Annotated in this window: 10 protein-coding genes; 6 read left to right on the forward strand and 4 right to left on the reverse strand. The window is 61.2% G+C overall.

Annotated features, from left to right (window positions below; genetic code table 11):
* Positions 1–34: 34 nt before the first annotated feature.
* The 3 genes from I3J13_RS10680 to I3J13_RS10690 all read right to left on the reverse strand — a co-directional run bounded on the left by I3J13_RS10680 (position 35) and on the right by I3J13_RS10690 (position 5894).
* A complete protein-coding gene (locus tag I3J13_RS10680) occupies positions 35–1447 on the reverse strand; it encodes an FAD-binding oxidoreductase (RefSeq protein ID WP_196378759.1) in 1413 nt (470 codons plus the stop codon).
* 134 nt (positions 1448–1581) lie between these two features.
* On the reverse strand, positions 1582–4731 hold the full coding sequence (locus I3J13_RS10685) for an efflux RND transporter permease subunit (RefSeq protein WP_059756702.1): 3150 nt from the start codon (positions 4729–4731) through the stop codon (positions 1582–1584).
* Positions 4728–5894 carry an efflux RND transporter periplasmic adaptor subunit gene (locus tag I3J13_RS10690; protein WP_196378760.1) on the reverse strand — a complete coding sequence of 389 codons (1167 nt, stop codon included), beginning with the start codon at positions 5892–5894 and terminating at the stop codon, positions 4728–4730. The genes I3J13_RS10685 and I3J13_RS10690 overlap by 4 nt, the downstream gene beginning before the upstream one ends.
* Before the next feature lie 239 nt (positions 5895–6133).
* Between I3J13_RS10690 and I3J13_RS10695 the strand changes: the two genes are divergently transcribed.
* The 5 genes from I3J13_RS10695 to I3J13_RS10715 all read left to right on the forward strand — a co-directional run bounded on the left by I3J13_RS10695 (position 6134) and on the right by I3J13_RS10715 (position 11211).
* A complete protein-coding gene (locus I3J13_RS10695) occupies positions 6134–6544 on the forward strand; it encodes a carboxymuconolactone decarboxylase family protein (RefSeq protein ID WP_196378761.1) in 411 nt (136 codons plus the stop codon).
* Positions 6545–6645: 101 nt separating this feature from the next.
* A complete protein-coding gene (locus tag I3J13_RS10700; RefSeq protein ID WP_196378762.1) occupies positions 6646–9120 on the forward strand; it encodes an ATP-dependent helicase in 2475 nt (824 codons plus the stop codon).
* A 102-nt stretch (positions 9121–9222) separates the two neighbouring features.
* A complete protein-coding gene (locus I3J13_RS10705; protein WP_196378763.1) occupies positions 9223–10035 on the forward strand; it encodes a glycosyltransferase family 25 protein in 813 nt (270 codons plus the stop codon).
* A gap of 271 nt (positions 10036–10306) precedes the next feature.
* Positions 10307–10789 (forward strand): DMT family transporter, encoded by a 483-nt coding sequence (locus I3J13_RS10710; protein ID WP_196378764.1) that lies wholly within the window; start codon positions 10307–10309, stop codon positions 10787–10789.
* Positions 10786–11211 carry a DMT family transporter gene (locus I3J13_RS10715; RefSeq protein ID WP_196378765.1) on the forward strand — a complete coding sequence of 142 codons (426 nt, stop codon included), beginning with the start codon at positions 10786–10788 and terminating at the stop codon, positions 11209–11211. Before I3J13_RS10710 ends, I3J13_RS10715 begins: the two co-directional genes overlap by 4 nt.
* A 53-nt stretch (positions 11212–11264) precedes the next feature.
* Here the strand turns inward: I3J13_RS10715 and I3J13_RS10720 are convergent, their stop codons facing one another.
* Positions 11265–12551, reverse strand: coding sequence for a DUF2778 domain-containing protein (locus I3J13_RS10720; protein ID WP_196378766.1), 1287 nt, complete (start codon positions 12549–12551; stop codon positions 11265–11267).
* 457 nt (positions 12552–13008) lie between these two features.
* Between I3J13_RS10720 and pncA the strand changes: the two genes are divergently transcribed.
* Positions 13009–13635 carry a bifunctional nicotinamidase/pyrazinamidase gene (gene pncA, locus I3J13_RS10725; protein ID WP_196378767.1) on the forward strand — a complete coding sequence of 209 codons (627 nt, stop codon included), beginning with the start codon at positions 13009–13011 and terminating at the stop codon, positions 13633–13635.
* The last annotated feature ends 1 nt before the right edge of the window (position 13636 follow it).

Consider the following 13636-nt stretch of genomic DNA (forward strand, 5'->3'; position numbering starts at 1 on the left):
AGCAGCCTTTTGTACCAATCAAATATGAGAATGATCAGACAAGACGGAACAACTTGCCCGGATTGAAGATGTTATCGGGATCGAGCGACGTTTTGATGGCACGCATCAAATCCAGTGCATTTCCCGCCTCTTCGGCCAGAAAACTCATCTTGCCCTGGCCGATGCCGTGTTCACCGGTGCAGGTGCCGTCCATGGCGATGGCGCGACGATTGAGGCGGGCGACGAAGGCTTCGGTTTTCGCAACGCTTTCTGCATCCTTGCCGTCGAAGAGGATGAGGACGTGGAAGTTCCCGTCGCCCGCATGGCCGACGATCGGTGCGAGAAAGCCGTTTTCCTGAATATCCTGCTGCGTTTCCACCACGCAATCCGCGAGCCGCGAAATCGGCACGCAGACATCGGTGGAAAGCCCGTCGAGCTGCGGCGCAAGCGCGCGGGAAGCCCAATAGGCATCGTGCCGCGCTTTCCAGAGCTTGTTGCGCTCGGCCGCGTCGCTGGTCCAGCGGAAATCGACGCCGCCGCATTCGGCGGCGATCTCGGCGAACTGCTGCGATTGCAGCGCCGCCGTTTCCTCGGTGCCGTGGAATTCCACGAAGAGCGTCGGCTTCTCCGCGTAGTTCAGGCCGGAATAGGCATTGCAGGCTCGCACCTGCACCTCGTCCAGCAATTCGATGCGGGCGACCGGAACCCCCATCTGGATCGTCATGATGACAGCATCGCAGGCCGCCTTGATGCTGTCGAAAGTGCAGACCCCGCCGGCGATCTTTTCGGGAATGCCCTGCAAGCGCAGCGTAACGGAGGTAATGACACCCAGCGTCCCCTCTGCACCGACGAAAAGCCGCGTCAGATCGTAACCCGCAGACGACTTGCGGGCGCGCCGTGCGGTGCGGATTTCCTCGCCATTGGCAACGACGGCGGTAACGGCCAGCACATTGTCCTTCATCGTGCCGTAACGCACGGCATTGGTGCCGGAGGCCCGCGTCGAGGCCATGCCGCCGATGGAGGCATTGGCGCCGGGATCGATGGGGAAGAACAGGCCGGTATCGCGCAGATAGACATTCAGGTCCTCGCGCGTCACACCCGGCTCCACCGTCACGTCAAGATCTTCGGCATTCACCTCAATGATGCGATTCATCCGGCTGAAATCGATGCAGATTCCGCCGTTCGGCGCATTCACCTGCCCTTCCAGCGAAGACCCCGTTCCGAAGGGAATGACCGGCACCTTATGTTGCGCGCAGACCTTTACCACCGCCTTCACATCGTCCGCACTCTCGGCAAAAACGACGCCGTCAGGCGCCTGCAGCGTCAGATAGGTGGTGGTGTGGCCGTGCTGTTCGCGGAACGCCTGTCCGGTCTGGAGCCTGTCTCCAAGCTGCTGCTTCAGCACCGCGAGCGCAGACGCGATACCCTCTTCGTTCCGCTTTCCCGCCACCACATCTTTCAGCGCCATCGTCCGTCTCCACCGCAACATCTGCCCGTAAAGGATTCGATCCGTTACGAAATTCCGTCAGGTGGTATGGGATAAGGTTAACGCTTTGTCCAGCATCGCGATTGCGCCAAACACTGTTTGGCGGCAACCGTTTTTCATTCCGCCGCCAGCAGCGGCTTGTCCTCTTCCAGCGCCTTGCGGCGGGCGGCAAGTTCAAGCTCGCGGTGAAGGCGGATTTCCTCATCCGCCTGCGGTTTGGCGAAGCGGGCAATCAGCAGGTAGGAGACCGGCGTGATGTAAAGCGTCACCAGCGTCGCAAAACCGAGGCCGCCGACAATGACCCAGCCGAGCGCGATGCGCGCTTCCGCGCCGGCGCCCTGCGCCAGCACCAGAGGCACGCCGCCGAGAATGGTCGCAATCATCGTCATCATGACAGGGCGCAGGCGGATGCTGGTGGCCTTTTCAATGGCTTCCCGCACGGTTGCGCCCTGATCGCGCAGATGATTGGCGAATTCGACGATGAGAATACCGTTTTTCGCCATCACCCCGACAAGCAGCACAAGCCCGATCTGGCTATAAACGTTGAGGCTCGAGCCGGTAACGAGCAGCGCGATGACCGCGCAGGCAAGGCCGAGCGGCACCGTCGTCATGATGATGACCGAACTCAAGACGCTTTCGAACTGCGCAGCCAGCACGAGGAAGATGATGGCGATGGCAAAACCGAAGGTCAGCAACATGCCGCTCGAATTTTCCTCCAGCGTCGCAGCCTCGCCGAGCGGCAGCAGGCGGGCGCCGGGCGGCATGACGGATTGCGAGAGCTCATTCACCTTTTGCAGCGCCTCACCCAGCGAGACGCCATCCTTGAGGTTGGCGGTAAAGCCGACGGAGGGAAGCTGCTGCTCGCGGTTGAGCTGCGGCGCAACCGCATTTTCCTTCAGCGTGGCGATGACCGACATCGGCACGATCTTGCCGTCGCCGGTTTTCAGGAAGACGTTTTCCAGATCGGTCGGATCGTTGATCGGCCGGGTGGAAGACAAAAGCCGCACCGGGATCGCATCGCCATCCACGAAGACGTCGACAATCGAGCGCCCTTCCAGCAGCGACTGCATGGCGCGCGACAGGCCGGTGATATCGATGCCGAGATCCGATGCACGCTCGCGGTCGATGGACACGGAAATCTGCGCCTGATTGGGTTCGTTGTCGAAACGCGGCGTGTCGAACAGGCCGCTTTCCTCCATGGAAAGCAGCAATTTCTGCGTCGCCTCGGTCAGCGCCGCATAGTTGCTGCCGACCATCGCCATCTGCAGGCCATTGCCGGCACCGCGAATTCTGAGGCTGTTCGGCTGCATCGCATTGCCGCGCAACGCCGGCACCCTGTTGGCGGCAGAGGTGACATCGGCGGCAATCTGGTTCTGCGTGCGCTCGCGGTCCGCCCAGGGCGCGAGCGTCAGCACCATGAAACCGGTATTGGACGAGCCGTTCATGCCGGTGATGGAATAGATATTGCGGATTTCACCGCTGTCGCGCAGCGGCTGCAGGTTTTCCTCGATACGCTGCAACTGGTCGCGGGTATAGTCGAGGCTGACGCCCTGCGGCGCGGTGACCCGCATCATGATCGAGGCGCGGTCCTCGCGCGGCGTCAACTCGTTCTGGATCATGCCGAAGGCGATCCACGACAGGCCGGAAAAGATCAGCGCCACGACGATGACGATCAGCGGATTGTTGAGGCAGGCGGAAAGCGTCGTTTTGTAGGTGGAGGCAAAGACATTGCCGAACCATGCAAGCGGTCCCGTCGGCTCCTTCAGCCCCTCCTTCAGCATGCGCGATGCGAGCATCGGGCAGAGCGTCAGCGCCACGATGGAGGACAAGCCCACCGCGAAGGCCAGCACGAAACCGAATTCGCGGAACAGGCCGCCAAGCTGGCCCGGCAGGAAGGAAAGCGGAATGAAGACGGCGGCAAGCGTCGCCGTCGTTGCGATAACCGCGAAGAAGACTTCCTGCGTGCCGAGAACGGCAGCGGCCCGCGGCCCCATGCCTTCCGCCCGGCGGCGCACGATATTTTCCAGCACGACGATGGCGTCATCGACCACGAGACCGGTCGCCAGAACGATGGCAAGCAGCGTCAGAATATTGACCGAGAAGCCGACCATATAGATGGCGACGATGGTGCCGATCAGCGCCACCGGCATGGTGATCGCCGGAATGAGGGTGGCGCGCCAGTCGCGCAGGAAGAGATAAAGCACGACGACGACGATGATCGCCGAGAGACCGAGCGCCAGCTCGACCTCGTGCAGCGCGCCTTCGATGAAGACGGCATCGTCACTGGTTACGACGATGCGCGTACCTTCGGGCAGATTGGCCGACATGGTGTCGACGGCGGCCTTCACGCCGGTCGAGATACTGAGCGTGTTCGACTGCGCCTGACGGATGACACCGAGACCGACGCCCTGCACGCCATTGGAACGCAGCGAGGTGGATTCGTCATCCGCCCCCAGCATGACGGTCGCGACGTCCCGCAGGCGGATATTGTTCTTGATGAGAAGGTTGGAAAAATCCTCAGGCTTCGTCAGGCTGGCCGTGGCGCGCACGACAATATCCTGCGTCGTGCTTTTCAGCGATCCCGCCGGCACATCGAGGGCGGCGCTCGCCAGCGCATTGGAAACGTCGGTCACCGTCAGACCACGGCTCGCCAATGCGGCCTGATTGAGATCGACCCGGAAAACCTTTTCCTGATCGCCGTAAAGCTCCACATCGGCCACGCCGTCGACAGCGGCCAGACGGTCGATGATCTCGTCATCCACCAGCTTGGTCAGGTCTTCCATGCTGAGCGTGGAGGAGGTGACGGCAAGGCGCATGATCGGCTGGCTGTCGGAATCCGCCTTGATGATCTGCGGCTCGTCGGCATCATCAGGCAACTCGTTGGTGACGCGGCCGATGGCGTCGCGCACATCGTTAGCGGCAACCGCCAGGTCGACATCGTCGCCGAATTCGAGCGTCACGCGGCTGGTGCCGAACTGCGAGTTGGACGAGATGGACTTGACGCCACTGACACGGGCCACCGCACCTTCGATGGTCTGCGTCACTTCCTGATCGATGGTTTCGGGCGCAGCCCCCTCATAGGTTGTCCGGACGCTGATCGTCGGCCGGTCGACGTCAGGCAGTTCGCGCACTTCAACGCCCACCAGCGCCGCAAGGCCGGCAACGACCAGCAACGTGTTGAGAACCGCCGCCAGAATCGGCCGGCGCACGAACAATGCCGTAAAGGCGAGCTTGGAATCCTTAACCGAGGGCGGCTGCGTCGTCATTGGCTGGCAACCTCTTCGGGCTTCGGCTGGCTGCCGACGCGGACCGCCCCGCCTTCCCTGACACGCTGAAGGCCCTCGATCACGACAGGCTCGCCATCCACCAGCTCCGCCTTGACGAGAACGGCATCGGGATTGCGCTGCACGATCTGTACCCGCACCTTGTTCGATTTATTATCGGCCACACGCCAGACATAGGAGCCTTCCGCATCCCACTGCACGGCCAGCGGATCGACCGAGGCATAGGTTTCCCCGGCAAAACGCATGGTGACGCCGAAGGACATGCCCGCCCTCAGCTCGTCCTTCTCATTGCCGAACTTCGCCCGGATGCGGATCGTGCGGCTCGCCTCATCGACGCGGTTGTCGACGGCCTCGATCTCGCCCTCGAAGGTCTCACCCGGCCGGGAAATGGACGTCGCCTCCACCGGCATGCCGACCTTGATCGCGGTTGCGAACCGCTCGGGAGCCCAGAAATTGACGAGAATTTCGGACCGGTCGTCGATGCTGACGATGGTTGACTGCGTGGTGACGTTGTCGCCGATATTGGCGGCAACGATGCCCGCCACACCTTCGATCGGCGCGACGATGTCGCGACGCTTGAGATTGAGTTCGGCCGTGCTCAGCGCAAGCTTGGCAGCCTCTTCGGCAATCTGCGCATCCAGCACGTCAAGCCGGGAAACGGATTTCAGATTCTTGTAGGAATTAGATTTTTCAACCGCGCTGCGCAGCGTGACCTGCGCCTTGTCGCGCTCGATCACCTGCTCCTCATCATCGAGCCGCGCCAGCACCTGCCCCTTCACGACGCGGGCACCGGAGGAGGTGCGAATTTCGGAAAGCGTGCCGGAAGCCTGCGGCATGACGACGACCGACTGGATCGCCTCGCCATTACCGATGGCGTTCAGCCGGTCATTGACCGTGCCTTTCTTCACCGGGGCCGTCACCACCAGGGTAGCGTTGCCGTTGCGGCGCGCACCGCCGGCATTCTGCCCTGTGGACGAACCGGCTGCCGGGCCGCCGGATGCAGCGACTTCAATCGCCCCGGCAGGCGTTTTACCAAGCCCCATGCTGGCGAGCACATTGCGGGCTTCGGGCGAATAGAAGCCCCAGAGACAGAGCCCCGCTCCCACCACGGCAACACTGACACCCACCTGTTTCCAGACCCGCATATATTTCTCCGGTTGATCCGCGCAGCATAAAGCATTCCCGAAAACGTACGTTCCGGGACAGATGCAGTATTCCTGCTTGGCTGAGGCAAGGCAACGCACAAATCCGTTCCTTACGTAATTGTAATTTGGGCGCAATTGCCGCTCGGCGCAGCCAAACGGCAATCTGGGCCGCGCATTCCTGTCGCAAATATCCGCCATTGGGCTAATCTGCCCCCGAGACGCCATAACCGGAGGAAGCGATGAGCACCGTGACGAAGACCGAGAACCCGGAAACTGATCCTCGCGTCAAGGCGGTGTTCGATGACATCCGCGCCACCCGCAAATCGGATTTCATCAACAATATGTGGCTCTACCTCGCCTTCGATGCCGATCTGCTTGAAAAGACCTGGGGCGAGGTCAAGGCAGTGATGGCGACACCTTCAGCGCTCGATCCCGTGGTGAAGGAAATGCTCTATATCGCCGTTTCCGTCACCAATGGCTGCTCCTATTGCGCCCATTCCCACACGGCCGCTGCCAAAGCGAAAGGCATGACAAAAGAGCAGCATGCCGATTTGCTGCGCGTCATCGCGCTTGCCGCCAAGACCAACCAGCTTGCGGTGACGCTGCAAGTGCCCGTTGACGCCGCTTTCGACGCTGACAGGCAGATATGAAACGAAAAAATGCCTTGGAATGGGCGTTTTGACGGTTGATACCGGAATAAAAGCAGAACACGGTTCTGGCCTTTATATCCCGAATCACTACATTGGGCCGCATGAGCAACAGTTTTGACGATATGCCGTTCTTCGATGAGGAACCCGCCGCACCGCGCAGGGCAACGAACAATGCCGGTGCGGAAAGCAGCGGCGGGCTCGGCATTGCCGCCCGCGCCATGGCGGCGCGCGATCAGACGCGTGCTGCGCCCGACTATCTTTCCGGCCTCAACCCAGAACAGCGCGAGGCCGTGGAAACGCTGGACGGACCCGTTCTCGTGCTCGCCGGCGCCGGCACCGGCAAGACCCGCGTTCTGACGACCCGCATCGCCCATATTCTCGCCACCGGCCGCGCCTATCCGAGCCAGATTCTTGCCGTGACCTTTACCAACAAGGCTGCCCGCGAGATGAAGGAACGTATCGGCGTTCTCGTTGGCGGCGCTGTCGAGGGCATGCCCTGGCTCGGCACCTTCCACTCCATCGGCGTCAAGCTTTTGCGCCGCCATGCCGAACTCGTCGGCCTGAAATCGGATTTCACCATTCTCGATACGGATGACGTGGTGCGGCTGATCAAGCAGCTCATTCAGGCAGAAGGTCTGGATGACAAGCGCTGGCCGGCAAAGCAGTTCGCCGGCATGATCGACGGCTGGAAGAACAAGGGCCTGACGCCGCCGGACATTCCGGAGGGCGACAGCCGCGCCTTCGCCAACGGCAAGGGCCGCGAACTTTACACCGCCTATCAGAACCGGCTGAAGACGCTGAACGCCTGCGATTTCGGCGACCTTCTGATGCATCCGATCAGCATCTTCCGCCGCCACACCGATATTCTGAAGGAGTATCACCAGAAGTTCCGTTACATTCTGGTGGACGAATATCAGGACACCAATACTGCGCAATATATGTGGCTGAGGCTGCTTGCCCAGCGCGCCAAGGGTGAACCGCAGAATGTCTGTTGCGTCGGCGACGACGACCAGTCGATCTATGGCTGGCGCGGCGCGGAAGTGGACAATATCCTCCGCTTCGACAAGGATTTCCCCGGCGCCAAGGTCATCAAGCTCGAACGCAACTACCGCTCCACGGAGCATATTCTCGGCGCGGCCGGCCATCTGATCGCCCATAATGAGGGCCGTCTCGGCAAGACGCTGTTCACCGAACGCAGCAGCCCCGACGATGAAAAGGTCGTGGTGCATGCCGCCTGGGATTCCGAGGAGGAAGCCCGCGCCGTCGGCGAGGAGATCGAGCAGCTCCAGCGCAAGAACCACAAGCTGAACGACATGGCCATCCTCGTTCGCGCCTCCTTCCAGATGCGCGAATTCGAAGACCGTTTTGTCACGCTTGGCCTCAATTACCGCGTCATCGGCGGTCCGCGCTTTTATGAGCGCCTCGAAATCCGCGACGCCATGGCCTATTTCCGGCTCGTCTGCCAGCCGGCCGACGATCTCGCCTTCGAGCGCATCGTCAATACGCCGAAGCGTGGTCTTGGCGATACGACGATCCGTAACCTGCACGATTATGCCCGCGCCCGCGATATTCCGATGCTGGCAGCGGCCGCCGACATCATCGAGACCGACGAGCTGAAGCCGAAGGCGCGCAAGGCGCTGTTCGATGTGGTGCAGGATTTCCGCCGCTGGCAGGGCCTCTTGGAAAACACCGAGCACACCACGCTTGCCGAGCAGATTCTCGACGAAAGCGGCTATACCGCCATGTGGCAGGCCGACAAGACCGCCGAAGCGCCCGGACGGCTTGAGAACCTCAAGGAACTCATCCGCTCGATGGAGGCCTTCGAGAGCATGCGCGGCTTCCTTGAGCACGTCGCCCTCGTCATGGATGCCGAACAGAACGAAAATCTCGATGCCGTCTCCATCATGACGCTGCATTCCGCCAAGGGTCTGGAATTCGACACCGTCTTCCTGCCCGGCTGGGAAGAAGGCCTGTTCCCGCACCAGCGCGCGCTGGACGAAGGCGGGCGCTCCGGCCTGGAGGAAGAACGCCGCCTCGCTTACGTTGGCATCACCCGCGCCAAGAAGCTTTGCCATATCTGGTTCGTCTCGAACCGGCGCATTCACGGGCTGTGGCAATCCACCCTGCCCTCGCGTTTCCTCGATGAACTGCCGCCCGCCCATGTGGACGTTGCGGCATCCGACAGCAATTACGGCGGTTATGGCGGACGCGGCGGCTACGGCCAATCGCGCTTCGACAAGGCCGATCCTTTCACCAACAACTATTCCACCCCCGGCTGGAAGCGCGCGCAGCAGAACCGCAGCGACGCCACCCGTGACAATTGGGGCACCCGCTCCGGCCATGCGGTCGAACGCATCGGTTATGGCGAAAGCGGCCCGCGCACCCGCACGATCGACGGCGAACTGGTGGCGAAATCCGTCGCCGACACGCCATCGAAATTTTTTGTCGGCGACCGCGTCTTCCACCTCAAATTCGGCAATGGCAATATTTCCGCCATCGAAGGAAACAAGCTGACGATCGACTTCGATCGCGCCGGCCAGAAGCGCGTGCTGGACGGATTTGTGGAAAAGGTCTGATTCGACAACCGTGAGTGCCTGAAGGCTGCTTTTTCCATAGCCCGCGTCATGCCGTTGCAATAAAGGAGTTGCAATGGGGAAGTGGAACTGGCGAGGACAGCTTTGCATATATTACCGAAAAGCCAGCGCAGGCTCGCCGTTTTCCTGATCAATATGGACAGCGCCACCAAACGCCTCGCGGATATGACCGCGCGCCTCGACGCCATGGGGCTCAAGGCGGAGCGTGTCCCCGGCGTCAATGGCAGGGAACTGAATTACCCCATCCCGGAATTCAGCGAGATTTCCTACATGCTCATGCATGGCCGCCGCACCTCGCCGCCGGAAATCGGCTGCTATCTCAGCCATGTCGCCTGCGCCAATAAATTCATGGCGGGCGATGCCGATATCGCGCTCATCCTTGAGGATGACGTGGTCTTCGACGATGATTTTCTCAACGCCATCGACGAGGCGGTGCTGAATGGCGGCGACTGGGATTTGCTGCGGCTCACGACGGTCAGCAATGGCCGGAAATTCCCGTTCCGCCCGCTTTCCAACGGTCGTTCGCTCGCCATTGCCATCACGCGGGAAAAAGGGTCGGGAGCCTATCTCGTCAACCGTCGCGCCGGAAAATGGATATCGAAGCTGATCCCCATGCGGCTCGCTTATGACATCGCATTCGATCTGGAATATCTCGCGGGGCTGAAGGCGGCCTTCCTCTACCCGCTCTGCGCCACGCAGGATGCGGATGGGGAAAGCCAGATCCAGAACAATCTGCGCATCTACCGCCTGCCGCGCTGGCGCTATTTCACCGTTCTGCCCTATCGCGCCTATCTGGAAACCAGCCGGTTCCTGCTGCGTGGCATTCGCTTCGCCGTCGCCAAAGTGTGCGTTGCGATGGAGCGCGGCAAGGGCAAGACCGCCCCGGCCGGTCATTGATCGATCCGTCTTACACTTCGCCGGGCGTGAAGCCGACGAGATAGATCGCCGCGACCGCGGCTGCGAGAATGAAAATAGAAATGACGAAAATCGTCATCCGGTTCAATGGTTTGCGCGTCGTTTTCTTCATGGTGGAATAATGCGTGGCCGGACTGCTTGTTCCGCAACGCACAGGATAATGTCGTCTAAAACGGTGAGCCGGTGCAATTCGATTCCGCTTCAGGCACATATGGGCTAAAGCTCGTCTCCATCTTCAGCTTTCCGGCCCGCCATGACAGACACGACGCATCCACGCCTCAACCCGCTGCATCTTGCCGCCGCCTTCGCCAGCGGCTGCCTTTTGACATTGATGGTGCATTTCAACGGTCAGCTTGCCCATTACGGCAATGCGCTGTTTTCCTCCTGGACGGCGCATGGCACCGGCACGGTGGCGGCGCTGATCTATCTCGCCATCATGCGTCCGAAGAAAGATGAAGGCGCGGCAGAAAAACCGAAAGCGCCGCTCTGGGCCTATTGCGGCGGGGTCGTGGGTGCGGCCATCGTCATCCTCACCTCCACCGCCGTCAATTCGCCGCTGGCGCTTTCCGGCACCATTGCGCTCGGGCTTGGCGGACAGGTGATCTTCAGCCTCCTGGCGGATCTTTTCGGCCTCTTCGGCCTGCCCAAAAGAAAGCCGGACCTGCGGGACATGGCGGCGGTGGCGCTCATTCTCTGCGGCAGCGCCCTCATCATCCTTGTCGGGAGAACGGCATGATCGTCTGGATCGCCATGGCCTTTACCGGCGGCGTCTTCGTGGCGCTGAGCCGCCAGATCAACGGCCGCCTCAGCCTGTCCAACTCGCCGCTCATCGCATCGTTCTGGAACCACGTTGTCGGTTTTGCCGTGCTGACGGTCATCGGCCTCATCGTCGGCGGCCTCATTCCGCCGGGCGCGGCCGATGCGCCCTGGCTTGCCTTTATCGGCGGGCCGATCGGCGTCGTCTTCATCGCTTCGGGAAGCTGGCTCATTCCGCGCATCGGTGCGGTCAATACCGCCCTTCTGGTCATCAGCGGCCAGATGGTCTCAGGCGTGGTTCTCGATCTTTTTGGCGATCATCCGCCGAAACTCTGGGCAAGCGCACTCGGCATCCTGCTCATCTTCGCCGGCATGGTGCTGACACAGCAGCGCGGTCGCTAGAGCATTTCCAGTAAACGTGCGAAGCGGTTTTGCATCAGGAAAATGCGGAAAGCTCAGGAATCGCTGCCGCGCGAAAACATGCCGAGCAGAGTCTTGCCGCCGCTTTTACCGCCGCTGCTCGCAAGCGTCGGCCGGTTGCCGTTCAACTTCGGCACCACCACCATGCGCTTGACTTCGCCGCGCTTGAAGGCCGCAAGGAAGCGCGGGTAATCCCGGAACACCACGCAGCCATTCGATTCGCCGCGTTTCGCCAGCATGTAGGTATGCGCCAGAAGACCGTCGCGACCATGCGGGTTGACGCCGTTTTCCGGCGTCAAGCGAATGGCCTCGACGCCATGGAACCGCGCCTCTCGCATCGTCAGACGATAGCTGGAAGGCGGCGTCGAACCGCGCATTCTCACATGCACATAATCGGGGTTGTCGCGCATCTTGCCGATGCCGGAATGCGCTTCGAGTTTCTCGCCATTCGGCATGTGCACCACGCCGGAGGAAATATCGTAGATCGCCGTGCCATTACCGCGATCCGGCCATGGAACCGCATCCATCTTGCTCGGCTCGCGCATCGGATTGTCAGGCTTTGCAAAGGCGAGCATGGCGCCGGTGCTCTGCTTCGGCGGCGCAGGCGCGCGAAGGGGAACCGGCGCATCGAAAGCCGGTGCCGAAGCGACGACCGGAACATGTTCCTCGGTCTTGGACGATGTCGCGGGACGCGGTGACGGCTCGACCGTCTGAGCCGTCGCAACCTCGGGACGGAAGCTCGGCAGCGGCACATCATCGGGCAGCAGGCTGCTTGCCTCTTCCTCGATCTGCGGCCGCGCCAACGCCACTTCAAATGCCGGGTGCTGCGGAACGGCGCTCTGATAGGCAACCTCGGAGGTGCGACCCAGGGCCGAATCGACGATCGCCGACGGCTTGAGCGCGGCAAGCTGCTTCACGGTCGCCTGCCCTTTTGCGTTGGCAGCCGCGCCGAAGCGCTCGCCGAATTCCTTCGCGCCGATCTCGGGCATGATGCCGGCGAGGCGAACCGCCTTCTGCTGGCCATGGCTGTGGTCGCTCAGGCGGGAAAACTTGCGCACGTGAATATCCCGCGCGGCCGCGTGGGCAATTGCCGTCTCAGTGGAAGCGAATCGCGTCACCAACGTCTTTTCAAACTGCCCGACACCATGCGAAGCGGCGGCCATGCCGTGCAGCGAGGCAAAGGCGGCGAAGGCGAAAAGGCCGGCAAAGGCGCCGCCGCCGAGAAGGGCGGACATTCGGCCGAACGCGAAGGATTTGCCTCTCTTGACGGAAGACGAACCGGCAAGACCGGCGCCATTATAGGCCGCAGCAGAAAACGCCATGATACTCGTTACTCGAACCGTTCACGCACACCCGGCCGACGCCGGAGGGATTTTGGGACATCCGAAGGGCGGGCAAACACCACGCCGGTTTCGGAACTGACTGGTTCGAAGCATGACGAATTATGGTAACCAAAGTGTTTACGAGTCCCTGCAAAAATAATTCGTTAAGGTCTGCGCATTGTAAGGCGAAGGCAAAACAATGACTTGCGCCGAGACTGCGTGCATCCGCACTGCATCTTCCCGGGAAATGCCCCTTAAAGGGTCGTCATCGGCCTAAAAAATTTCCGTCGCCGCATTGTCAGGTAAATTCCGACTTGGCCGGAAATTTGCTGCAAATGCGGCAGGACTGCGACAGGGCAAGCCCCTGCCCGAAACACCCGTGCCTGCCGGATAGGTCGAAAGGGGCTTGATCCGTTAAAGCCGGCTTGGCATCCTGCCCTAAAAAGGGAGGCACATCATGAAGGCGCTGCTGCTCATCGATATCCAGAACGGTTTTTGCCCGGGCGGCAATCTGGCCGTTGCCGATGGCGACAGGGTCGTGCCCATCGCCAATGCCCTGATCGACAATGGCGGCTACGATCTCATCGTCGCCTCGCAGGACTGGCACCCTGAAAATCACGGCAGCTTCGCCTCCCAGCATCCCGGCAAGAAGCCCTTCGACATGGGCGAACTCTCCGGCAAACCGCAGATGATGTGGCCGGACCATTGCGTGCAGGGCACGCCGGATGCGGAATTCCATCCCGACCTCAAGACGGACGCCTTCGATTATATTCAGCAAAAGGGCGAAAACCCCGCCGTCGACAGCTATTCCGCCTTTCGCGACAATGACCAGGGCGCGATGACGGGACTGGCCGATTATCTGAGCCGTCAGGGTGTCACGCAACTCGACGTCTGCGGCCTTGCCACCGATTATTGCGTCAGTTTTTCGGTGCTCGATGCCCTCGACATGCTGCCCGGTGTGAATGTCCGTTTCATCGAAGATGCCAGCCGCGGCATCGACCCGCAGGGCATCAAGGCCGCGATTTCGACGATGCGGGAAAAAGGCGCGGCCATTCTCAAAAGCCGCGACATATTGCGGGACTAGT

The organism is Agrobacterium leguminum (assembly GCF_015704895.1).
Classification (GTDB): Bacteria; Pseudomonadota; Alphaproteobacteria; order Rhizobiales; family Rhizobiaceae; genus Agrobacterium; species Agrobacterium leguminum.